Source organism: Streptomyces sp. NBC_00386 (genome assembly GCF_036063235.1).
Classification (GTDB): domain Bacteria; phylum Actinomycetota; class Actinomycetes; order Streptomycetales; family Streptomycetaceae; genus Streptomyces.
Genome location: NZ_CP107950.1, coordinates 3,346,148 through 3,370,535, shown reverse-complemented (window position 1 = coordinate 3,370,535; position 24,388 = coordinate 3,346,148). Strand labels below are relative to the sequence as shown.

Here is a 24,388-nt window from a genome sequence, read left to right as displayed (position 1 = left end):
CCTCCCCGGCACCGGCACCGATTCCGATCACCGTGACCGCGGCGCCGCACCCCGAACGGCCCTTGCGTGCCGGTCCCGTCGCCGAACCGCCTTTCCCCTTCCGGCAGTTCATCGTCAAGATGCACGGCCGCTGCAACCTCGCCTGCCGCTACTGCTACCTCTACGAAGGCCCCGACCGTACCTGGCGCAGCCGTCCCGCCGCCGCCCCGCCCGGCGTCCTGGAGCGGACCGCGCTGAGGATCGGCGAACACGCCGCCGCCCACGGCGTGACGGCCCTCTCCCTGGTCCTGCACGGCGGCGAACCACTGCTGGCCGGCGTGGACACCCTCGCCCGGTTCACCGGCCTCGTACGCGACCGGACCCCGGACGACTGCACCGTGCACGCCACCGTCCAGACCAACGCCACCCTGCTCACCGAGCGGCGGCTCGCCGTCCTGGCCGGGCACTCCATCCGCGTCGGCATCAGCCTGGACGGCGGCCTGCCCGAGCACAACACGCTGCGCACCGACCACGCCGGCCGCCCGTCCTGGCCCGCCGCCGCGCGGGGCGCCCGCCTGATCGCCGAACGCCATCCGGAGGCGTACGCCGGGATCCTCACCGTCGTGGACCCCACCACGGACCCGGTCGAGATGTACGAGTCCCTGCTCGCGCTGCGGCCACCGGCCCTCGACCTGCTGCTCCCGCACGGCAACTGGTCCGCGCCCCCACCGCACCGGGAGGGGCCGGGAACCCCCTACGGCGACTGGCTGTGCGCCGTCTTCGACCGCTGGTGGCAGGCCGGGCGACGTGAGACACGGGTACGGCTCTTCGAGGAGTGCGTCGCGCTGCTCCTCGGGCTGCCCGCCGTCACCGAGTCCCTCGGCCTCGCGCCCTTCGACGCCGTCGTCGTGGAGACGGACGGCTCCATCGAGCAGGTCGACTCCCTCAAGTCCTGTTACGAGGGGGCGGCCAGGACCGGCCTCGACGTCTTCCGGAACAGTTTCGACCAGGCCCTGCGCCACCCCGGCGTCGCGGCCCGGCAGGCGGGCGCCGCCTCGCTGGCCGCGGCCTGCCGGGCCTGCCCCCTGCTCACCGTGTGCGGCGGCGGACACTACGCGCATCGATACCGGGCCGGACACGGCTTCACCAACCCGTCGGTGTACTGCGCCGACCTCCAGCGCTTCATCCGCCACGTCGCGCGGAGGCTGAGGCTGGCGGGGGCCTCCGCCGTCCGCGCCGCCCCTGCCGGATCTGCTGATTCCCCCGTGCCCGCCGCGTCGGCCGTTTCCCCCGTCCCTGCCGCGCCGGCTGCTTCGCCCGTGCCGCCCGTCTTACCCGCGCCCGTCGTGCCCGCCGCCCTCGAAGGAGACGTCCTGTGATCCTGCCCGCGGTCCCGGAACGGGCCGTGGACGAACTCGGCCGCACCGAAGGCGGCCCCGAGACCCTCGGGCTCCTCGTCCGCGACCAGCACACCCGACGGCTGCTCCTGCTCCGTGCGGTCCTCGACGCGGCCGGGTCGGCCGCTCCGGACGTCTGTCCCCCCGCCGCGCTGACCCGACTGCGCGAGGACTGGTCCCTGCTGGAGGAGGCCGAACGACTGGAGCCGTACGGGCCCGTCCGCCCCTTTCCGGTGTCGGGGGGAGACGCGGCCTCCGGGAACCGGCCACCGCCGTCCCCCGTACGAGCCCTCCTTCTCCACCCGTTCATCGGCCCCTGGGCCAGGGACACCCTGCGCACTCTGGGTGCCGGAACGGGCCCGCTCCCCACCCGGGACGCCCGTGAACAGGTCCGCGCGCTCTCCCACTTCGGGGCACTCGCCGCCGTCGCCGCCGCGCGGGCCGGGGTGTCCTACGCGGTACGGCTGAGGGCCCACGACGGTGTGCTGGCGCTGCCCTCGCTCGGCGCGCTGCGCACGGGCGGCTCCGGTTCCGGGGACACGGAGGTGGCCGTCGTGCACCGGCGCGGTCGGCTGACGTTCCGGGTGCGCGGCGAGGCGGACGTGGTCGTCCGCCTGCAGAGCGGTGCCGGCGCCTGGTCGGAGGCCGCCGTCTGGACGTCGGCGTACACGCTGCCCGGTCTGGTGCCGGGCTCCGCCGCCGTACCGCTGGACGACCTCGACCCGTATCGCACCGCCCGCGGCGGACCCCGCCCGGACACCCTGAGCGGTCCGGTCGCCCTCGACGAAGCCGACCGCAAGCACTGGCTGCACACATGGTCGGGCACCGCCGCGGCCCTCGGGACGGGCGGCGAACGCCGGCTCGCGGAATCGGTGACCCTGTTGCGCTGTCTGGTCCCGCTGACCGTCCCGCCCGGTTCGGTACCGGGCGGCGCCGGCGGAAGCTGCAGCGGCACCCGGCGCGAGGCCTTCGGCGCGGTCCTCAGCAGCGCACCGGCGACGGCGACCGCCTTCGCGGCCACCCTTGTCCACGAGATCCAGCACGCGAAACTCGCCGCGCTCAGCGACATGATGACGCTCCATCACGCCGGCTCGGCGGCACGCCACTTCGCACCCTGGCGCCCCGATCCACGCCCGTACGACGGCCTGTTGCAGGGCGCCTACTCCCACCTCGCGCTGGCGGACTTCTTCCAGCGCAGCGCGCTCGCCGCCACGGTCCCCACCCTCCGGGACGCCGCCTGGGCGCAGCACGCGCGCTATCAGGCACAGGTCGGGGCCGTCCTGCCGGCGCTCGTCGGATCGGGTGATCTCACCGTGCGGGGACGCAAGTTCGTCGACCGCATGGTCGAGGTGTACGAACGGCTCGCCGAGCAGCCGCCGCCCCGCGGACACGCGGCGCGCGCGACGGCGTACGTGCAGGCCGCCCGGGCGCTGTGGAACCGGCGCCACGCACCGGGCGAATGAACCGCGCATCCCGAGGCGGGCGCGCCGCACGCCGGCCGAGTCGTACGAGGCCCGCCGCACGCGCCCCGCGCGCCCGTCGAACGCGCCATGCTCCGCTTCGATTGAGCCATCCTCGCCGAAAGCCGTGGGTTCCCGGACGCGGGGCGGACCGTACGCCAAGATCGTCGCTGAACACCTTTGAGAAGGAACCGTGGAGCAAGCGACTGGCGTGCGTCGGCGCCCTATCGCCGACCCTCGCGGCGGTTCTAAAATCACGTGCGGGGAGGCCGCTGCATGTCTGGAGCTCGTACGCCGGTCGGGCCATCCGAAAGGGGGTCCGCGAAGCAGACCGTCACCATCAGCTTCGCCGGTTTCAACCGGGCCTGGGCGGCCTGGATCGGGGACCGTCTGGAGCGGCGTGGACAACGAGTGGTGTACCAGCGCTGGGACGCCCCGGCCGAGGTGCCCCTCGTCGACCTGCTGCGCGACCTCACACTGGCCCAGGGCCGGATCCTGATCGTCGTCAGTGAGTGGTACTTCCAGCTGGGCCCGCGCACCTACGAGGAGTGGAACGCCGCGCTGCGCGAGGTCGTGGCGCCCGACCCGTCCCGCTTCGCGGCTGTCTCCGTCACCAACAGCACGCTGCCGACGGCCACCACCGTGCTGGGCGCGGTCGACCTGAACAACATGGGCGCCGACGAGGCCGAGCGCCGCGTCCTGGAGCGCCTCGACCTGCCCTCCGAACCTCTCCCCGAGTCCGTCGAGGGCACCCGGCGCGGCCCCCGCTTCCCGGCCGCCATGCCAGAGGTCTGGGGCGGAGTGCCGCGTCGCAACACCCGCTTCACCGGCCGCGAGCCGCTCCTGAACGACGCCTACCACCTGCTCCAGGGCGCCGAGGCGGGCGCGGGCGTGGTGACGCTGCACGGCATGTCCGGCGTCGGCAAGACCCAGCTCGCCGCCGAGTACGTCTACCGATTCGGCTCCGAGTACGACGTGGTGTGGTGGGTCAACGCCGAGAAGCGGGTCACCTACCGGCGCCGACTGGCCGAATTGGCACCGCAGTTGGGCCTTTCGACCGGTGCCGAGTACGGCGAGCGGCTGCGCGCCGTACGCGACTCGCTGCGCCGGGGCGACCCGTACTCCCGCTGGCTGCTGATCCTGGACGGCGCGGACGAGCCCGACCAGATCTACGACCTCGTCCCCACCGGGCCCGGCCACGTCCTGATCACTTCGCGCAACCCCGAGTGGAGCGAGCACAACAGCAAACTGCTGGAGGTGCCCGTCTACGGCCGCGACGAGTCCGTCGCCTTCATCCGCCGCCGCGCACCCCGCCTGACCGAACCCGAGGCCGACCAACTCGCCGAAGCGCTGGAGGACTTGCCCCTCCTGCTGGACCAGACGGCCGGCTGGCTCAACGACTCGGACCTGTCCGTCCAGGAGTACATCGCCCTGCTGGACGGGGGCATCGACCAGGACGTCGTCAAGATCTCCGCCGACTTCCCGGTCGCCTTCCAGACGGCCTGGTCGATACTGCTGAACAAACTCCGCGACACCGTCCCGGAGTCCGTCGACCTGCTCCGCCTGTGCACCTTCTTCGCGCCGGGCTTCATCCCCGTACGCCTGCTGAAGGAGATGCCGCACGACCAACTGCCGGAACAGATCGCGGGTCTGCTCAACGATCCGCTGCTGTGGAACAAGGCCATCAACCAGCTCCGCCAGTACTCCGTCGTCCGGCTGGAGTCCCACGAGGCGGCCGGCGACGAGGCGGCCTCCTCCGGCGAGTCCCTGTATCTGCACCGCATGGTCCACCAGATCGTCCACAAGGACATGCCCGACGAGGACCGCCGCGAGTTCATCGACGTGGTCCGCCGCGCCCTGGCCGCAGCGGACCCGAGGCGCCCGACGGACACCCGGCTGTGGCCCGGCTACGCGGAGATCGTCCCGCACCTGAAGTACGCGGACGTGCTGCAGAGCAAGGACTCGGCGGTACAGACACTGGTCTTCAACTGCCTTCGCTACATGTACATTTCGGGCGAGTACCAGTCGGGCATCACGCTCGGCGCACGCGCCATGGAAGCCTGGCGGACCCTGCTGGGCGAGAACCACCCGCGCGTCTGGGAGCTGACGCACCACTACGCCAACCTGCTGCGCGCCGTAGGCGACTACCAGCACACCGAGGCGATCGAGCGTGCCGCCGTCGAGCACCTGCGCGAGGAACGCGGCCCCCAGGACCTGGAACACCTTCGCGCCGCCACCGGCCTCGCCGCCGACCTGCGCGGCCTCGCCCGCTACGACGAGTCCCTGGAACTGTCCCAGTGGATCTTCACCGCCTACCGCGACCTCCTCGGCGACGCAGACTCCCGCACGCTGGGCGCGCAGAACAACCTGGCGGTGTCGCTGCGGCTGCTCGGGCGTTTCGAAGAGGCTCTGGACATCGACCGGGGAACCATGGAGTCACGCAGGCAGCTCCTGCGCGGCCGGCATCCGTGGACGCTCTCCTCGCAGATTCACTACGCGACCGATCTGCGCTACCTCGGGCGGTACACCGAGGCGGAGTCCATCCAGACGGAGAGCGTGCGCGAGCACCGCATCGTCATGGGGGCCGAACACCCGCAGACCCTGGACGCCGAACACAGCCTGGCCCTGTGCCAGTACCGCAGTGGAGACCGCCGGGCCGCGGGAGCGCTGTTCGCCCGCGTACTGGAGCGCTGTGAACGCGTGCTGGGTGAGACCCATCCGCAGACCCTGCGGTTCGCCGCCAATACGAGCTGTTTCACCCGTGAGCACGGTGACATCGACCAGGCGCGGGAGATCGGTGAGGCTGTCGTCGCCCGGTACGAGGTGATGCTTGCCGAGGGGCACCCCTACATCGCCGGGGTCCGTGCCAACCACGCCCTGGTCCTGCGCAACGTCGGCGAACGGGATCAGGCTCATGTCGCCATCGAGCACGCACTCGCCGACATGACCGCGGCCGTGGGGGAGTCCCATCCCTGGACGCTGGGCTGCGCGATCAACGCCTCCGCGCTGCGCAACCTCATCGGCGACCCCGAGTCGGCCGCCTCGCTCATCCAGGACACGGTCACCCGGGCCACCGAGAGTCTCGGCCGCACCCACCCGCTGACCCTCTCCGCCCGCATCGCGCTGGCGGCCGATCTGCGGGGCCTGCGGGACCGCCAACAGGCGGAGAAGGTCGAACAGGCGGCCCTCGACGACCTGGCCGCCACCTTGGGTGCCCAGCACGTCCACACCATCTCCGCCCGCTCCCGTAACCGCCCTTTCTGGGACTTCGAACCACAGGAGACGTGACCGTCGATGTCGAGCCCCGGCACGCATAACCACCGGTGTGCCGGGGAATGACCCAGTTCTCGCTCAACAGCCATGCACAGCAGGTGAGTTCGACCAGGGGGTCGCGTGGTGATTTTAGTGGGACCTGTCCCGGTGGGCGCGGATGGACCCATCCCTGTCGAGGTCGAGAGCGATCCGGGCTCCGGAGGTCTCGACCTCGTATACGGAGACGAGGACACGAGAGGAGGCGCCGCCCGCCGAGTCGTCGAGGTCGCCCGTGACGCCTACAGCGACGGACTGGACCTCGCGCGCCGGTGTGCCGCGCAAGCCGTCAGGAGATTCGAGGAGCTCGACGCGAGCCTGAGGCCCGACGAGATCGAGATGCAGATCTCCATCAAGGTCGACGCGGGAGTGGCGGCCCTCGTCAAGAGCGGGGCCGAGGCGCAGCTGCAGATCACCTTCCGATGGCAGACTTCCGGAGTTCCGGACACGGCGGGGGGCGCGGCCGGGGTCACCTCGTGAGTGGCGCGGCACCGGAGACGAGCCGATGGCGTGGGTCGATCCTTCCGTACAGCCGTGTCGTGGAACAGGAAGAACTGAAACTGGCCCTGGAGCTCAACCATGTGGCGCCGCGCATCGGGGGCGTGCTCATGGCCGGGCCTCGCGGCACGGCCAAGTCGACCCTCGTACGCGGCTTCGCCCTCATGGCCCATGGGGAGCTGCCGGTCACCCTGCCCATCAACGCGACCGACGACCGGGTCGTCGGAGGCTGGCGGCTCGACGCTCTGATCCGCGGTGAGCCCCTTGAACAGCCCGGGCTCCTCGAAGAGGCACACGACAAGGGAATCCTCTATGTGGACGAGGTGAACCTCCTCGACGACCACGTCGTCAACATCATCCTCGATGTCGTGTCCACCGGAGTGCTGACCGTGCAGCGCGAAGGGCTGGCCACCGAGAAGCCACTCGCCTTCGGGCTCGTCGGCACCATGAACCCCGAAGAAGGCGGACTGCGCCCGCAGTTGCTGGACCGGTTCGGGCTCATGGTGACTGCCACGGAGCTGGACGCGGACGCCCGGCACCGCATGATCCGCACGGTCCTGGCCTTCGAGGAGGCGCGGTCACGGGACGACTCCGAGTGGATCGCGCAGGCCGAGCGGGACAATGCCGCCGTGCGGGACCGACTCGAAGCCGCCCGGTCACGGCTCCCGAACGTCGACGTGCCCGACCGGGTCCTGAGGCAGTGTGCCGAGGCGGCCGGGCGCCTCGACGCCGTCGGACAGCGTGGTGAGATCGTCGCGACCCAGGCCGCTCGCGCGCTGGCCGCTCTGGACGGTTCCGATCGCGTCGCGCCGGACCATCTGCTCCGGGTCCTGCCACTTGCCCTGCGCCATCGCCGCCCCGAGGCGGCGCACGGCGGCACCTTCGACTGGGGGCCTGACGACGATGCAAGGATCAAGGACCTCTTCGACGCGGACTGAGCCCGTCACATGACCACCGAAACCCGTGATCCCGAGACGTCCGACGACGTGTGGCGCCTGGAGCGCGCCTTCCGGTGCGCCGCGCTCGACCCGGCCCTGTCCGGCGTACTGATCTTCGACCTCGAACCCCGCCTCGTGCGCCCGGTCGCCGGGCTCTTCGCCGCGATCCTCGGCGAACCGGGCCCGCCCGCGGCCCGCGTCCCGCTCGGCGCCGCCACCCGCGACGAGGATCTGTGGAGCACCTCACGGCTCGACCGTCACCCGGACGGCATCGCGTTCACCGTCGTGCCCGGTCCGCTCGTCTCCGCTGAGGGCCCGCCACCCCTGGCGGTCGTGCCCGACCTGGCACATCTCAGCATTGCCGGGACTCGGGCCGCGGTGCAGCTCCTCGGTTCCGATGTCGTCTGCGTCGAACAGCCGGGTCTGCGGCTCGTGGACAGGCCGCGGGCCCGCTGGCTCGCCGTGTGCCGCTCCGAGGACGTGGGGCGGGTGACCCCGCACCTCCTGGACCGCTTCGCGCTGCGGCTCGCCGTTCCCGGACTACGTAAGGTTCCTGACGGCAGGCCACTCCAGACATCGCCGGCCCCGGCCCCGTTGGCTGTCAGCGGAGACGCGACCATCACCCGCGTACACGAGATCCTCGGACCCGGCGCGGGCCCGCGCCGAAGCCTCGCCCTGGCGCGGCTCGCGAGAGCGCTCGCCACCCTGGGCGGCCAACGCGAGGTGACGGCGGCGCACTGCGAGGACGCGGCACGGCTCATCGGGCTCCGGGTCGCCGAGGCCCCGCCGTCCGCCGGGCGGCTGGAGAGCGGCGAGTCCCGTGTGCAGCCCCCACCGCTGCCGCGCTCCGGCGATTTCACACGCCGAGGGGCACGAAGCGAGAACCGGACCCGCCCGCCGGACGAGGCACCCATGCTGGCGTCCGGCCCCGCTCAGGGAGTCGGTCCCGGGCCGGGTGCCCCGGCCGGAGTGCCGTACCCGGAGGACGAGGCGACGGCCTTCCGCGAGTTCACGCCCCTGCGTAACCCCTGGCAGCGGCGCTCAGGGCCCGCCACAGCGCGCGGAGCCGTCGTGGGCACCCGACGGGCGCGAGACCTGCGGGACCTCGCGCTGGTACGGACCGTACGGGAAGCCGCCGTGCACCAACGGATACGAGGACACGCGGAATTCACCGTCACCGCTGTCGACCTGCACAGCAACGTCCGGGCTCCCGCACCCGAACATCTGCTCACCCTCCTGCTCGACCATACGTGCCGGGGCGACTGGGACTGGCAGGACGCGCTCACCCCGTTTCTCCAGTGGGCCTACACCACGCGGGCCGCCCTCCAGGTCATCGAGGTCGGCGGCGCCGACGCGCCGAACGAGCTGCGGGCCGAGTCGTTCGCCGCGCGCGGCGTGCTCGACCCACGGGTGCTGGCCGCCCTGTACCGGGCCAAGGGGCGGGCGACGCCCCTCGCCCATGGCATCGAGCAGGCCGGTCGGGTGCTGCGCCAGGCGTTTCGTCTGCAGGGCAGCAGCCTGGCGGAAGCATGGTTGGTCGTGGTGACCGACGGCCGCGGCAACGTGCCGTTGCAGGCCAGCCATACCGGACGTATGTACGGACCGGTGGCGGCGCAAGGTGTCGAAGACAGTCTTGCCGCGGCGGCTCCCCTCGCCGCGCTGGACCGCGGAAGACTGCGTGTGGCGGTCGTCGACGCGGCACGAACTCCTTACGGGGAACTGCCGTTCGCCTTGGCGGAGAAGCTTGGCGCCACCGTCGTCGAGGGACGGGAGGGCCATGGGGGTTGACCCACAGCACGGCGCCCGGTGGCTCTCCGGCACGGGATCCATGGTGCGCCGGGCATCCCTGCCCGGCTTGAAGGAAGCGGCCCGCCGCGCCCCCGCCTCCCTGCGCAACCTCCGGCAGCCCCGCGAGGCCGCGTTAGGTGTCGGCGGTGCCGCCGCCAACCCGTATCGGCGTCTTCAGGAGGGAGAGGCCGTGCTCTACGTCGTCCGCGCCCACGACAGCGCGGGCCGTGACGCCTACCGGGTGGCCGGCTGGTGCGGCGACCTCGCGGTCCGTGGCGCGGCCCAGTCTCCTCGTCTGAGCGCTCCCGGAACGGGCCTGGGCAACGTTCGCCGTGACGGCGAGTACCCGGCGGACGTCCTCCACGCCATCCATCTGTGGTCGCGCAACCAGCCGGAGCTGGGCGACTGGCTGAACCGCATCCGTGCCCGGCACGACACCGCCCTGCGGCTCCTCGTCTGGGACGACACCGGGTACGAACTCCCTTGGGAACTGTTCCTGTTGCCCGAAGACCGTCGACAGGGACTCCAGGAGGCCTGGCTGGGGGCGGAGGTGGTGATGTCCCGATGGACCACGGTGCACGACAGCGGCCACGACCTGCCGCACGAGACAACGGCGGCCCGCGGCCGCGTGCTCGGTTACCTCCACCACGAAATGGCCGACGACGGCCAGGTCTTTCTCCCGTACGCCCATCAGCTCCACGCCAGGATGGGCGCGTTCCTGCAGGCCCTCGACACCCCGGACGAACCCACTGGACTCATCTACATGGGCTGCCACGGCACCTACGGCGAGACCCTCCCGCGTCTCACGCTCGGCAACCGCACCTGGGCCGAGCTGAACGGCCAGGCGATGGGAGCGCTGCGAGCCGACCGCTCGTTGGTGTGCCTCAACGCGTGCCATTCGGGGCGCGCCGTCGTCAACAGCGCCCAAGGGGAACAGGCGTTGCGCGGATTCGCCGAACTCTTCCTGCGCAAGGGCGCCGGCGGCTGCATCGTCACGGCGGGTCAGGTCGGTGACAAAGAAGCACGCGCCCTCATACGCAGACTTGTTGAACAGGTGGCACAGCACCCGCAGCGGCCGGTCACCCACACGCTGCTGTCCTTCAGGGCTCGTGCGGCGGAGGATTTCGGCCCGCCGACCGCGGTTCCACCGATCCGTGACGACGACGGCAGGGTCGACGAGTCGGGCCAGAAGCGGATCCTGAGGCTGCTGTACGCGTTCATGTTCCACTACTACGGCCATCCCCTCACCACACTGCGGCTGACAGCCCGAGAGGCCGGGAAGGGCGGAGCTCCATGAGCGATCCGTCCCGTCCCGACGAGCGCCCGCTGCTCATCGAACCGGTCGTCGCCTGGCCGCACAGCGCCGATACCAACTGCGACTACCTCGTCACGGTCGATCTGCGGGGACCGCTCACGGAGGACGACAGCGACGCCGAATGGCCTTACCCCGACGAGGAGTTCGCTTTCACCGTCGCTCTCGACGGTTCCCCGCACTTCGTCTGCACGGCACTCGACGAGCCGAGTGTCGTCCTTCACCGCTTCGGCGGAACCTACGGACCGGCCAACTTCCGCGTGACCGCAGGCACTGTTCCCGGGCCCACCGCGCTGTGGCTGACAGTGACCAACCAGTGGGGCGTGCCAATCCGAAAGGCCGAACTGCGTTCCGAGATCAAGGAACGCGACGTGGAACGGAACCCGCAGGCCCAACTCGCACAGGTCTTGCCTGCTCGTGTGTCCGGCCCCTTGCCGTCCCGTCACGAGTCGCCGCCGCGCAGCGGGGAGCGGCGACCCGCGGTCACAGTCCCGCTCGAATCCGACCGGCAGAGCGTGACGATCAGTTATGCCGGTTTCAACCGGGACTGGGCGGTGTGGATCGCGGACCGGCTCGAGCGGCGCGGTCACGAGGCCGCGCTGCGTCTCTGGGATCCACCGGACAGCATGTCCACAGCGGATGCACTGCACGACTGTCTGCTGACCTCCGGCCGGGTGCTCCTTGTCCTTCACGACTACTACTTCCAGACAGGGATGCGCAGTCACGACGAATGGGACGCGGCCGTGCGCGAGGTCGTCGTTCCGAACGCCGACCGATTCGCGGCCGTCAGCGTCACCTCGTCGTCCCTGCCTTCAGCGGCGGCGGCCCTGGAACCGGTCGCGCTGTACGGCCTCGGCGCCCAAGAGGCGGAGCGGTGTCTGCTGATCCGCTTGGGCTTCCCGGCGTCGCCCTTGCCGGACGACGAGGGCCACGAAGGTCCCCGCTTCCCCGAAGACGCTCCTGAGGTGTGGGGCGGTGTACCGCTCCGCAACCCGAGTTTCACCGGCCGCGATGCGTTGCTCGACGAACTGGGGAGGCGACTTCGCGCCGCGGATTCCGGTGCGGTGGCGCTGTGCGGCATGTCAGGGGTCGGCAAGACCCAGTTGGCCACCGAGTACATCTACCGCTTCGGATCCGAGTACGACGTGGTGTGGTGGGCGGCCGCTGATCAACTCGGCACACTCCGTGAACGCCTGGCCCAACTCGCCCCGGCACTGGGTCTGGAGACGGGCCGGGAGTACGGCGAACGCATTCGCGCCGTACGCCAGGCACTGACCCGCGGTGAGCCGCACCGGCGCTGGCTGCTCGTCCTGGACAGCGCCGACGAAGCCGACGGCATCGCGGATCTGGTACCGACCGGGACCGGTCACGTCCTGATCACCACCCGCAACTCGGGCTGGGCACTCCATGGAGCTGACCTGCTGGAGGTTCCGCTCTACGAGCGGAGTGAATCCGTCGACCTCATTCGGCGTCGCGCGCCCCGGCTCACCCAGAGCGAGGCTCACCGACTCGCCGAGGCTCTGGAGGACCTGCCTCTACTGATCGATCAGACCGCGAGCTGGCTGAACGACTCGAACCTGCCGGTCCAGGGGTACATCGATCTGCTGGAACGACGCACCGACGGCAACACACTTGCTCCCCCCGGCGACTTTCCGGTCAGTTTCCAGACCGCCTGGGCGATCCTGCTGAACAGGCTTCACGAGACCGCCCCCGAGTCCGTCGGCCTGCTACGCCTGTGCGCGTTCTTCTCACCGGGCTCCATACCCGTGCGCCTCCTTCAGAGCGTGCCCACGGAAGCACGTCCCGAGGGGCTGGCCGGGCTGGACGATCCGGAACGGTGGGACAGGACGATCCGGAAGCTGTCGCAGTACTCCGTAGCCCGGCTGGAGTCCCATGCGACGGTCCTGTGCCTGCACCGAATGGTGCATCGGATAGCCCATCAGGGCATGTCACGGGAGGACGCCGAAGGATACGCCGCCGCGGCCCGGGCCTCGCTCGCTGCGGCAGTCCCGGGCCGGCCGACCGACCCGGATACGTGGCCCGACTACGCCGAGATCGTTCCTCATCTGGAGTACGCCGATGCCCTGGGCGACACCGACCAGGCCTCGCAGAACATGGTCCTCGACTGTTTGCGCTACCTCTACATCTCCGGGGAGTCCGCCGCCGGGCTCCGCCTCGCCGAACAGACCTTCACCACTTGGCAGTCGCGCCTCGGAGACACCCATCCCCGCATCTGGGAGCTGACCCACCACTACGCCAATCTCCTGCGCGCGGTGGGCGACTACAAGCGGACGGAAGCCTTGGAGAGGACAGCCGTGAACCACCTGCGCGGGGAGCGGGGCGAACACGACCTCGACCACCTGCGCGCGGTCAGCGGCCTCGCTGCCGACCTGCGTGGCCTCGCCCGCTACGACGAGGCCCTGGAACTGTCCCAGTGGATCTTCACGGCCTACCGGGACCTCCTGGGTGGCACGGACTCCCGCACGCTGGGCGCGCAGAACAACCTGGCGGTGTCCCTGCGTCTGCTCGGGCACTACGGAGCGGCACTGGACATCGACCGCGATACGCTGGAAGCGCGCAGACTGCTGTTGCCGGCCCGGCACCCTTGGGCGCTCAGCTCAGAGATTTCGTACGCCACCGATCTGAGGCTGCTAGGCCGCTATTCCGAGGCGGAGTCGATCCAGGCCGGGAATGTGCGTGAGTACCGTCTCGTGATGGGGGCCGATGCTCCGCAGACCCTCGAAGCCGAGCACAACCTCGCCCTGTGCCTGTATCGCACCGGGGACCGTGCGACGGCGGGCACTCTTCTCACCCGGGTGCTGGAGCACTGCGAGCGTGCCCTCGGTGAGACGGATCCGCAGACGTTGAGGTTCGCCGCGTCCACCAGCTGTTTCACCCGTGAGCACGGTGACATCGACCAGGCGCGGGAGATCGGTGAGGCTGTCGTCGCCCGGTACGAGGTGATGCTTGCCGAGGGGCACCCCTACATCGCCGGGGTCCGTGCCAACCACGCCCTGGTCCTGCGCAACGTCGGCGAACGGGATCAGGCTCATGTCGCCATCGAGCACGCACTCGCCGACATGACCGCGGCCGTGGGGGAGTCCCATCCCTGGACGCTGGGCTGCGCGATCAACGCCTCCGCGCTGCGCAACCTCATCGGCGACCCCGAGTCGGCCGCCTCGCTCATCCAGGACACGGTCACCCGGGCCACCGAGAGTCTCGGCCGCACCCACCCGCTGACCCTCTCCGCCCGCATCGCGCTGGCGGCCGATCTGCGGGGCCTGCGGGACCGCCAACAGGCGGAGAAGGTCGAGCAAGAGGCGATCTCCGACCTGGACGCGACACTGGGCCCCCGGCACGTCCACACCATCTCCGCCCGTGCACGCAACCGCCCCTACTGGGACTTCGAACCGCTGTCCACGTGAACCGCCCCCGGTCTTCGGCGTCGCCGAGAACACCAAAAGACCCGCCCCCGAGTCCACCAGGACTCGGGGGCGGGCCCCTTCACTCTGTCGTGCCGGAGGCCTACGCCTCGAACACCTCACGCACCAGCTGCTCCTGCTCCGCCTGGTGCCGCTTCGCGGAACCGACGGCGGGGGAGGAGGAGTGCGGACGCGAGATGCGGCGCAGGCGCTCGCCGTGCGGGACGTCCGCGCCGACCGCCAGGTCCAGGTGGTCGATCAGGTTGAGCGCGATGAACGGCCAGGCACCCTGGTTCGCCGGCTCCTCCTGGGCCCACAGGTACTTCTCGGCGTTCGGGTACTTGGCGATCTCCGCCTGGAGCTCGGCACCAGGGAGCGGGTACAGGCGCTCGATACGGATGATCGCCGTGTCCGTGGAGCCGCGCTTCTTCCGCTCGGCCTCCAGGTCGTAGTACAGCTTGCCGGCGCAGAACACGACCTTGCGCACGGCGGACGCCTCGACCGAGTCGTCGCCGATGACCGGGCGGAACTGGCCCGTCGTGAACTCCTCCGCCTTCGACGCGGCGGCCTTCAGGCGCAGCATCGACTTCGGGGTGAAGACCACCAGCGGCTTGTGGTGCGGGTTGTGCACCTGCCACCGCAGGAGGTGGAAGTAGTTCGACGGGGACGTCGGCTGCGCGACCGTCATGTTGTTCTGCGCGCACAGCTGGAGGAAGCGCTCGATCCGGGCCGAGGAGTGGTCCGGGCCCTGGCCCTCGTAGCCGTGCGGGAGCAGCAGGGTGACGCCGGACGTCTGGTTCCACTTCTGCTCGGCGGCCGAGATGTACTCGTCGACGATCGTCTGGGCGCCGTTGACGAAGTCGCCGAACTGCGCCTCCCACATGACCAGCGCGTCCGGACGGGCCAGCGAGTAGCCGTACTCGAAGCCCATGACCGCGTACTCGGAGAGCAGCGAGTCGTAGACGTTCAGGCGGGCCTGGTCCTCCGAGAGGTACTGGAGCGGGGTGTAGTCCTCGCCGTTGACCCGGTCGATCAGCACCGCGTGGCGCTGGCCGAAGGTGCCGCGGCGCGAGTCCTGGCCGGACAGCCGGACCGGCGTGCCCTCCAGGAGCAGCGAACCGATGGCGAGGGTCTCGCCCATGCCCCAGTCGATCGTGCCGTCCTCGATCATCGCCGCACGGCGCTGGAGCTGCGGGAGCAGCCGCGGGTGCACGGTGACGTTGTCCGGGATGTTGACCTGGGACTCGGCGATCCGCTTCACGATCTCCTGGGAGACCGCGGTGGACACGGCGACCGGGAACTCGGCCTGGACGTCCGGGACATGAGCCTCGGGCGCCTGCGCGACGGCCTCGCGGACCTCGGTGAAGACCTTCTCGAGCTGGCCCTGGAAGTCCTGGAGCGCCTGCTCGGCCTCTTCGAGGGTGATGTCGCCGCGACCGATGAGGGACTCGGTGTAGAGCTTGCGCACCGAGCGCTTCTTGTCGATCAGGTCGTACATCAGCGGCTGCGTGAACGCCGGGTTGTCGGACTCGTTGTGTCCGCGGCGGCGGTAGCAGATGAGGTCGATCACGACGTCCTTGTTGAACGCCTGGCGGAACTCGAACGCCAGGCGCGCGACGCGGACGACGGCCTCGGGGTCGTCGCCGTTCACGTGGAAGATCGGCGCCTCGATCATGCGGGCCACGTCGGTGGCGTACATGGAGGAGCGCGACGACTCCGGGGCGGCGGTGAAGCCGACCTGGTTGTTGATGACGATGTGGACCGTGCCGCCCGTGCGGTAGCCGCGCAGCTGCGACATGTTGAGCGTCTCGGCGACCACACCCTGGCCGGCGAAGGCCGCGTCACCGTGCAGGGCGACGGGCAGGACGGTGAAGTCCGTGCCGCCCTTGTTGATGATGTCCTGCTTGGCGCGGACGATGCCCTCGATGATCGGGTCGACCGTCTCCAGGTGGGACGGGTTGGCGGCCAGCGAGACCTTGATCTGCTCGCCGTCCAGACCGGTGAAGGTGCCCCGGGCGCCCAGGTGGTACTTCACGTCGCCGGAGCCGTGCATCGACTTCGGGTCGAGGTTGCCCTCGAACTCGCGGAAGATCTGCGCGTACGACTTGCCGACGATGTTCGCGAGGACGTTCAGCCGGCCGCGGTGGGCCATGCCGATGACGACCTCGTCCAGACGGGACTCCGCGGCGCTGTCGATGACGGCGTCGAGGAGCGGGATGACGGACTCGCCGCCCTCCAGGGAGAAGCGCTTCTGGCCGACGTACTTCGTCTGCAGGAAGGTCTCGAAGGCCTCAGCCGCGTTCAGGCGGCGCAGGATGCGCAGCTGCTCCTCGCGCTCCGGCTTGGTGTGCGGGCGCTCGATGCGGTCCTGGATCCACTTGCGCTGCTTCGGGTCCTGGATGTGCATGAACTCGATACCGGTGGTGCGGCAGTACGAGTCGCGCAGCACACCGAGGATGTCGCGCAGCCTCATCAGGGACTTGCCGGAGAAGCCGCCGACGGCGAACTCGCGCTCCAGGTCCCACAGCGTGAGCCCGTGCTCGGTGATGTCGAGGTCGGGGTGCTTGCGCTGCTTGTACTCCAGCGGGTCGGTGTCGGCCATGACGTGGCCGCGGACCCGGTAGGAGTGGATCAGCTCGAAGACGCGGGCGGCCTTGGTGACGTCGTCGTCGTGGCTGGCGTCGATGTCCTTGAGCCAGCGGACCGGCTCGTAGGGAATCCGCAGCGACTCGAAGATCTCGTCGTAGAAGCCGGTCTCGCCGAGCAGGAAGTTCGCGACGATGCGCAGGAACTCGCCGGAGGCGGCGCCCTGGATGACCCGGTGGTCGTAGGTCGACGTGAGCGTCATGACCTTCGCGATGCCGAGCTTGTTCAGGGTGTCCTGGGAGGTGCCCTGGAACTCCGCCGGGTAGTCCATGGAGCCGACGCCCATGATGACCGACTGTCCGGGCATCAGGCGCGGGACCGAGTGGACGGTGCCGAGGCCGCCGGGGTTGGTCAGCGAGACCGTGACACCGGTGAAGTCGTCCATCGTCAGCTTGCCGTCACGGGCGCGGCGGACGATGTCCTCGTAGGCCTGCCAGAACTCGAAGAAGTTCAGCGTCTCGGCCTTCTTGATGCCCGCGACGACCAGCTGGCGGTCACCGTTGGGCTTCACCAGGTCGATGGCGAGGCCGAAGTTGACGTGCGGAGGCTTGACGAGGGTGGGCTTCCCGTCCTTCTCCACGAAGTGCCAGTTCATCGACGGCATGGCCTTGATGGCCTGCACCATCGCGTACCCGATGAGGTGGGTGAAGGAGATCTTCCCGCCCCGGGCGCGCTTCAGATGGTTGTTGATGACGATGCGGTTGTCGAAGAGCAGCTTCACCGGGACCGCGCGCACGGACGTGGCCGTGGGCAGCTCCAGGGAGGCGTTCATGTTCTTCGCGACGGCACCGGCGGGACCGCGCAGGGTGACGTACTCGGGGCCCTCGGGCGCCTCGGCGGCCGGAGCCGCCTTCGGCTTCGCGGCGGCCGGAGCGGCCTTCACGGGAGCCGGGGCCGCAGCAGCGGGCTTCGGAGCCGCAGGAGCGGCGGCCGGAGCGGGCGCCGGTGCGGCAGGGGCCTGGGGAGGAGCCTGGCGCGCCGCGGGCGGCACGGGAGCGGCCGGTGCGGCCGTGGTGGTGGTCCCTGCGGCCCCCGCGGCCGCAGTACCCGCCGGAGCCGAGGCGGCGGGCGCCCCGGGCTTGTAATCGGCGAAGAAGTCCCACCAGGCTCGGTCTACGGAATTCGGGTCCTGGAGGTACTGCTGATAGATCTCGTCGACGAGCCACTCGTTGGCACCGAAGGCGGCCGCGGGGTTCTTCCCGGCGGCTTGGTCATCGGTCGAGATACTCGAGTTACTGGGGGACTGTGGCGACACGGCGCTAACCGCCCTCTTCCGCTTCACAAGGTGATGGACAGCGGGAATAAAGGCTACGCCTCCCTGGCCGAGAAGGTCAGGCCGGGCCCGTCCAACGTCGCGTAAGTCACATCGGAATCTGTGTTTCGCCCATGGAAATGGCGGGAAACAAGCGAGGTTCCGCAGGGGAAAGGGTACGTCGTCCCGAGGCCGCGGCGCGGTTCACGCGGTCCTGTGCCTGATCACACGTGTACGCCGGCGGCGACAGCGGTGGATCTTGCGGCTCCGGTTCGAACTTTACGTCAACTCGGCAGAGAAGGGAGTCCCGGAAGGATGACCTGGATCCGGCAACCCCGCTGAGATTCGGCCACACCTATGCGTCCGCCGTGCAGATCCACCGCCCAGCGGGCGATCGCGAGCCCCAGTCCCGTACCGCCGTCGCTGCCCGGACCGTGCGGCGCGGGCACCCCGCCGCGGTTGAACCGCTCGAAGACGCGGTGCCATTCCGACTTCGGAATACCGGGCCCCTCGTCCAGGACCTCCAGGGCCAGCGACTCGGGATGGTCGCCCCGCCGGGCCCGTACCGTCACCCGGCCGTGCGGCGGGCTGTGCTTGACCGCGTTGTCGATGAGATTCGCCACGACCTGGTGGATCCGCTCCGGGTCCGCGTGCGCGGTCAGCTCCGGCGGGGACACGTCGAGGTGCAGATGGACGTCCTTACGGGTGTGGCCGCCGCCGGAGCCCGAGGCGAGGTCCGCGCGCGCGGAGGCGACCATGTTGGCCTCCTTCAGCACCCCGGACAGGTACGGCCACACCTCGAAGCGCCGCCTGCGCAGCGGTACGACGCCGTTGTCCAGCCGGGACAGGTCGAGGAGGGTCTCCACCAGCCGCCCGAGGCGCTCCGTCTGCTTCAGCGCGGTGCGCATCGTCTCGGGATCGGCCGCCGAGACGCCGTCCACGACGTTCTCCAGGACCGCGCGCAGACCCGCGATGGGTGTCCGCAGCTCGTGCGAGACATTCGCCACGAGCTCCTTGCGCTGACGGTCCTGGGCCTCCAGCTCGTCGGCCATGAGGTTGATCGTCTGGGCCAGGTCGCCCAGCTCGTCGCGCCGGTCGTCCCGCACCCGGCGGGTGTAGTCCCCGTGCCAGATCGAGCGGGCCACCGCGTTCATCTCGTCCAGCGGCGCGGTGAGCGAGTGCGCGACGAACTGTGTGATCAGCAGGGTGGCGATCATCGAGAACACCGTGATGAAGCGGAGCTCCGTCTTGGTGTGCACCGCGATCATCGACAGACCGGTGGTGATGAGCACGGAGATGACGACCAGCGCGCCCAGCTTGGTCTTGATCGAGAAGGGTCGCACCTCGCCCCAGGAGCCCGAGCTCCTGCGCTCACCGGACGCGCGCTCGCCGAGCCCGCGTCCCCGCTCTCCGAGTCCGCTCATCACATCAGCCCCTCACCCGGGTCCCGGTCACCCGGGTCCCGACCCTCCTGCGGAGTCCCGGCTCAGGGAGTCGGGGTCTCCAGCGCGTAGCCGACGCCGTGCACCGTACGGATCCGCTCGGCACCGATCTTGCGGCGCAGCGCCTTGATGTGGCTGTCGACGGTCCGGGTACCGGAGGCGTCCGCCCAGTCCCACACCTCGGCCAGCAGCTGCTCGCGCGAGAGTACGGCACGGGGGGTGTTCGCGAGACAGACCAGGAGGTCGAACTCGGTCGGAGTGAGGTGTACGTCCTCGCTGCGGACCCGCACCCGGCGCTGCGCGTGGTCGATCTCCAGCTCGCCGAGCCGCAGGATGCCGCTGCGCGGAGTGGAGGCCGCGACGACCGCGCGCTCGACCCTGCGGAGCAGGACGTGCACCCGGGCCGCGAGCTCGCGCATCGAGAACGGCTTGGTCATGTAGTCGTCGGCGCCGACTCCGAGTCCGACCAGCATGTCGGTCTCGTCGTCGCGCGCGGTGAGCATCAGCACCGGCACCGGGCGGGCGGCCTGCACACGCCGGCAGACCTCCAGACCGTCGAAGCCGGGCAGCATGATGTCGAGGATCAGCAGATCGGGCTGCCATGCCTCGGCGGTGTCGACGGCGGCCGGGCCGTCACCCGCGGTTTGCACGAGGAATCCCTCGGCTCGCAGACGGGCCGCGATGGCGTCGACGATCGTGGGGTCGTCCTCGACGACCAAAACCCGGCGCTGAGCGCCCGGGGTCGCCGCCGTGCCGTTCTGGGAGGTGTGTGTCTGCTCCATCGCCCGCCCCTGAAGTGTGCTTTCCGGAATCCGTGGGGTGATCCCATGACTGCGCTTGACGCTTGAATGATCCGCGTCAGGCAAGCAGGGTACGGGCAGTGGGTGCGCCTCGGCTATCCAGGCCTCACCGCGAGATGCACCACGTCGGGAACGCCCCGGGCAACGGGGATCACTTCGGTACGGACCCGGCGGAATCCGGCATTCCGCAAGGTAACTTCAAATTCCGGAGAGGGCTGCGCCGACCACACGGCGAGGACGCCGCCAGGCCTCAACGCCCTTGCGCAGCTTGCCAGTCCGGATGCACCGTACAGTCCCGCGTTGCCTTCGGTGACCGTCCAGCCGGGTCCGTTGTCGATGTCGAGGCACAGGGCGTCGAACGTGTCGGAGATCTCATTGACGTATTCGACGAGGTCCCTCTCGACGATGTCGGCGCGCGGATCGGCGAGCGCCTCGGCGGACAGCGCGGTGAGCGGGCCGCCCCGGTGCCAGTCGATGATGGCCCGTTCGCGCTCGACAACGGTGATGCGTCCCCAGCGGCGGTCGGCCGCGGCGTGCGCCAGCGAGAACCCGACGCCGAGTCCGCCGATCAGCACGCTCGGCTCCGGGCGCCCGTCCAGCGCGTCGTACGCCGCGTCCATGAGCAGCCGCTCGGAACGCCCGTCGGAGGTGTCCATCAGGAAGCATCCGTTGGCGATGATCTGGAGCAGTGCTCCGTGGCGCCGCAGTACGACCTCGCCGTACGGGCTCTGACGGCGGTCGATGACTTCGGGAGTCTCGTACGAGGCGGTCATGGCCGCCATCCTGGCATTTTCACCTGTGCGAGTCGCGGGAATTCGCCGGGGGACGGGGGGATGGCGTGACGGGGTGACGGCGGGCGCCGCGAGGTTGACGCGGCGACGAGCCGGAGGCCTCGGGCGCGGCTCGGACCGGCCCTCGGCGACCGCCGCCCCGGGCCTCCAGCCTCACCGGTTGGGCTTCCAGCCTCACCGGTTGGGCCTCCAGCCTCACCGGCCCGGGCTTTCGCCCTCGCTGGCTGGGCCTCCGCCCTCACCGGCCCGAGCTTCCGCCCTCACCGGCCCGGGCTTCGCCCTCGGCCGGCCGAGCCTCCGCCCTCACCGGCCGGGCTTTCGCGTCCACCGGCCGCTCCCCGAACGGCCGTCCACCGGCCATACCCCGAGCGGCTCACGGGCCCCTTCGTCTTCCCCCCGACGGACAAGAAGCGACCCGTTGAGCCATAAGAGGGACGGCCGGGCGTCTGTTTAACGGCGGGGTGCCCCGTTCTGGGCGTCGGACGCGGACTGCCAGGCCTGCACGCCCGCCAGGGAGGCCTCCTTGGCCTGCCGCCACTTCATGGCCGCCACCTGCGACGGAGGCACATCCATGGCGCGGAGCATGCGTCGGCCCGCGGCGAACACGGCGGCGGCCGCGATGACCATGCCGGTGCACGCCACCAGGGCACCGGCCGCGGTGAGCACGGCACCGGCCGTGACGAGCCGGGTGTCGATCTCGAGCTTGTTCTGGGCGAGGTGATGGTTCATGACTCCAACCATCCGAGGCCGGTGGCCACCTCGCATCCCGAAGACGGCCCGCGAGGCCCCGAAGCGCACGAGACCGGGACGCCCGCACCGGGTTCACAAGCGATCGCTCAGAGCGAACGGCCTCCGGGGAACATTGCGGAGTCCCCGTGCATTGAGTCGACATAGCTCAACTTGACTGCCGAAGGGGAGATCATGGCTTCGACGTCCGCATCACTCACTCTGCCCGTGCTGCCGCTCGACGACGAGGTAGTGCTGCCCGGAATGGTGGTTCCGCTGGATCTGAACGACCCCGATGTGCGGGCCGCGGTGGAGGCCGCTCAGGCCGCCGCCCGTTCAACGCCGGGAAAGCCTCAGGTACTCCTGGTGCCGCGTATCGACGGGACCTACGCGAGCACCGGTGTGCTCGGCACGGTCGAGCAGGTCGGCCGGCTGGCCGACGGTGACCCGGGCGCGCTGATCCGAGGGCGTGGGCGCGTGAGGGTGGGCGCGGGGACCACGGGTCCCGGCGCGGCACTGTGGGTCGAGGGCACCCGGGTCGAGGAGACCGTGCCCGACCCGCTGCCCGGCCGGGTCACCGACCTGGTGAAGGAATACAAGGCCCTGGCCACGAGCTGGCTGCGCAAGCGCGCCGCCTGGCAGGTCGTGGACCGGGTGCAGCAGATCGACGACGTTTCCGCCCTTGCCGACAATTCCGGTTACTCACCTTTCCTTTCCGTGGAACAGAAGGTCGAGCTGCTGGAGACCGCCGACCCGGTGGCCCGGCTCAAGCTCGCCACCGAACAGCTCCGCGAGCACCTCGCCGAGCAGGATGTCGCCGAGTCCATCGCCAAGGACGTCCAGGAGGGCGTCGACAAGCAGCAGCGCGAGTTCCTGCTGCGGCGTCAGCTGGAAGCCGTACGCAAGGAGCTGCGCGACCTCAAGGGAGAGGACGGCGAGGACGAGTCCGACGACTACCGTGCCCGGGTCGAGGCCGCCGACCTTCCCGAGAGCGTCCGCGAGGCCGCCCTCAAGGAGGTCGAGAAGCTGGAGCGGTCCAGTGACCAGTCGCCCGAGGGAAGCTGGATCCGGACCTGGCTCGACACCGTCCTGGAGCTGCCGTGGAACGAACGGACCGAGGACGCGTACGACATCCGGGGCGCCCAGGCCGTGCTCGACGCCGAGCACGCCGGTCTGGACGACGTGAAGGAGCGCATCACCGAGTACCTCGCCGTGCGCAAGCGGCGCTCCGAGCGCGGTCTCGGAGTCGTCGGCGGCCGGCGCGGCGGCGCCGTGCTCGCGCTCGTCGGCCCGCCCGGCGTCGGCAAGACCTCGCTCGGCGAGTCCGTCGCGCACGCCATGGGCCGCAAGTTCGTCCGCGTCGCCCTCGGCGGCGTCCGGGACGAGGCCGAGATCCGCGGACACCGCCGTACGTACGTCGGCGCGCTGCCCGGCCGGATCGTGCGCGCCATCAAGGAGGCCGGGTCGATGAACCCGGTGGTCCTGCTCGACGAGATCGACAAGGTCGGCTCCGACTTCCGGGGCGACCCGGCGGCGGCGCTGCTGGAAGTCCTCGACCCGGCGCAGAACCACACCTTCCGCGACCACTACCTTGAGGTCGAACTCGACCTCTCCGACGTCGTGTTCCTCGCCACGGCCAACGTTCTGGAAGCCATCCCGGAGGCCCTGCTCGACCGTATGGAGCTGGTCCGCCTCGACGGCTACACCGAGGACGAGAAGGTCGTCATCGCCCGGGACCACCTGCTGCCGCGCCAGCTGGAGCGGGCGGGCCTGGAGAAGGACGAGGTCGTCCTCGACGAGAGCGCGCTGCGCAAGCTCGCGGGGGAGTACACCCGGGAAGCGGGCGTGCGGAACCTGGAGCGGGGCATCGCGCGGCTGCTGCGCAAGGTCGCGGCCCAGCACGAACTGGGCCGCCGGAAGCTGCCGTTCACGGTGAAGGACACCGACCTGCGCGAGCTCATCGGGCGTCCGCACCACGTGCCCGAGTCGGGGCAGGACCCGGCCGAGCGCCGTACGGCGGTGCCCGGCGTCGCCACGGGTCTCGCGGTCACCGGCGCGGGCGGTGACGTCCTCTATGTGGAGGCGTCGCTGGCCGACCCGGAGACGGGCGCGGCCGGTCTGACCCTCACCGGCCAGCTCGGGGACGTGATGAAGGAGTCGGCGCAGATCGCGCTCTCCTTCCTGCGCTCGCACGGCGCGGAGCTCGAACTCCCCGTCGGCGACCTGAAGGACCGGGGCGCGCACATCCACTTCCCGGCGGGCGCGGTCCCCAAGGACGGCCCGAGCGCGGGCGTCACGATGACGACCGCCCTGGCGTCGCTGCTGTCGGGCCGGCTGGTCCGCACCGATGTGGCCATGACCGGTGAGGTCTCGCTGACCGGCCGTGTCCTGCCGATCGGCGGGGTGAAGCAGAAGCTGCTCGCCGCGCACCGGGCGGGTGTCACGACCGTGATCATCCCCAAGCGCAACGAGGCCGATCTGGACGACGTCCCGGCCGAGGTCCTGGAGAAGCTCGACGTCCACACCGTCACGGACGTCCGCCAGGTCCTGGAGCTGGCACTGGCGCCGGCGACGAACGGCGCGGTGCCGGAGGTTTCGGTAGCCGCGTGACGGAGGTTGCCGGAAGGG

14 protein-coding genes are annotated in these 24,388 nt (G+C 70.5%); 9 read left to right on the top strand and 5 right to left on the bottom strand.

Features of this window, described 5'->3' with window-relative positions; all coding sequences use genetic code 11:
- Positions 1–119: 119 nt before the first annotated feature.
- From OG780_RS14580 to fxsT (OG780_RS14545), 8 genes are all read left to right on the top strand, one after another.
- Positions 120–1,358 (top strand): FxsB family cyclophane-forming radical SAM/SPASM peptide maturase, encoded by a 1,239-nt coding sequence (locus OG780_RS14580; RefSeq protein WP_328458127.1) that lies wholly within the window; start codon positions 120–122, stop codon positions 1,356–1,358.
- Positions 1,358–2,839, top strand: a complete 1,482-nt coding sequence (locus tag OG780_RS14575; RefSeq protein WP_328458125.1) for an aKG-HExxH-type peptide beta-hydroxylase — start codon at positions 1,358–1,360, stop codon at positions 2,837–2,839. Before OG780_RS14580 ends, OG780_RS14575 begins: the two co-directional genes overlap by 1 nt.
- A gap of 273 nt (positions 2,840–3,112) precedes the next feature.
- A complete protein-coding gene (fxsT, locus tag OG780_RS14570; protein ID WP_328448303.1) occupies positions 3,113–6,124 on the top strand; it encodes an FxSxx-COOH system tetratricopeptide repeat protein in 3,012 nt (1,003 codons plus the stop codon).
- 132 nt (positions 6,125–6,256) lie between these two features.
- Positions 6,257–6,625 (top strand): CU044_2847 family protein, encoded by a 369-nt coding sequence (locus OG780_RS14565; RefSeq protein WP_328448301.1) that lies wholly within the window; start codon positions 6,257–6,259, stop codon positions 6,623–6,625.
- 59 nt (positions 6,626–6,684) lie between these two features.
- Positions 6,685–7,581 (top strand): AAA family ATPase, encoded by an 897-nt coding sequence (locus OG780_RS14560; protein WP_328448299.1) that lies wholly within the window; start codon positions 6,685–6,687, stop codon positions 7,579–7,581.
- 9 nt (positions 7,582–7,590) lie between these two features.
- A complete protein-coding gene (locus OG780_RS14555; RefSeq protein WP_328448298.1) occupies positions 7,591–9,369 on the top strand; it encodes a magnesium chelatase in 1,779 nt (592 codons plus the stop codon).
- The gene (locus OG780_RS14550) at positions 9,359–10,666 is read left to right on the top strand and encodes a CHAT domain-containing protein (RefSeq protein WP_328448296.1); all 1,308 of its coding nucleotides are present in this window, start codon (positions 9,359–9,361) and stop codon (positions 10,664–10,666) included. Before OG780_RS14555 ends, OG780_RS14550 begins: the two co-directional genes overlap by 11 nt.
- Positions 10,663–14,106, top strand: coding sequence for an FxSxx-COOH system tetratricopeptide repeat protein (gene fxsT / locus OG780_RS14545; protein WP_328448294.1), 3,444 nt, complete (start codon positions 10,663–10,665; stop codon positions 14,104–14,106). Before OG780_RS14550 ends, fxsT (OG780_RS14545) begins: the two co-directional genes overlap by 4 nt.
- A 100-nt stretch (positions 14,107–14,206) precedes the next feature.
- Here the strand turns inward: fxsT (OG780_RS14545) and OG780_RS14540 are convergent, their stop codons facing one another.
- The 5 genes from OG780_RS14540 to OG780_RS14520 all read right to left on the bottom strand — a co-directional run bounded on the left by OG780_RS14540 (position 14,207) and on the right by OG780_RS14520 (position 21,763).
- On the bottom strand, positions 14,207–18,004 hold the full coding sequence (locus OG780_RS14540; RefSeq protein WP_328448292.1) for a multifunctional oxoglutarate decarboxylase/oxoglutarate dehydrogenase thiamine pyrophosphate-binding subunit/dihydrolipoyllysine-residue succinyltransferase subunit: 3,798 nt from the start codon (positions 18,002–18,004) through the stop codon (positions 14,207–14,209).
- 281 nt (positions 18,005–18,285) lie between these two features.
- Positions 18,286–19,425, bottom strand: coding sequence for a HAMP domain-containing sensor histidine kinase (locus tag OG780_RS14535; RefSeq protein ID WP_328448290.1), 1,140 nt, complete (start codon positions 19,423–19,425; stop codon positions 18,286–18,288).
- Positions 19,426–19,487: 62 nt separating this feature from the next.
- Positions 19,488–20,225: a response regulator transcription factor gene (locus tag OG780_RS14530; RefSeq protein WP_037620929.1), complete on the bottom strand. Its 738-nt coding sequence runs from the start codon at positions 20,223–20,225 to the stop codon at positions 19,488–19,490.
- Between the two features lie 113 nt (positions 20,226–20,338).
- Positions 20,339–21,016: a spermidine synthase gene (locus OG780_RS14525; RefSeq protein ID WP_328458123.1), complete on the bottom strand. Its 678-nt coding sequence runs from the start codon at positions 21,014–21,016 to the stop codon at positions 20,339–20,341.
- Positions 21,017–21,484: 468 nt separating this feature from the next.
- Positions 21,485–21,763: a hypothetical protein gene (locus OG780_RS14520; protein WP_326785549.1), complete on the bottom strand. Its 279-nt coding sequence runs from the start codon at positions 21,761–21,763 to the stop codon at positions 21,485–21,487.
- 192 nt (positions 21,764–21,955) lie between these two features.
- Here OG780_RS14520 and lon point away from each other — a divergent pair, with 192 nt between their 5' ends.
- Positions 21,956–24,370, top strand: a complete 2,415-nt coding sequence (lon, locus tag OG780_RS14515) for an endopeptidase La (protein ID WP_328448285.1) — start codon at positions 21,956–21,958, stop codon at positions 24,368–24,370.
- Positions 24,371–24,388 lie beyond the last annotated feature (18 nt).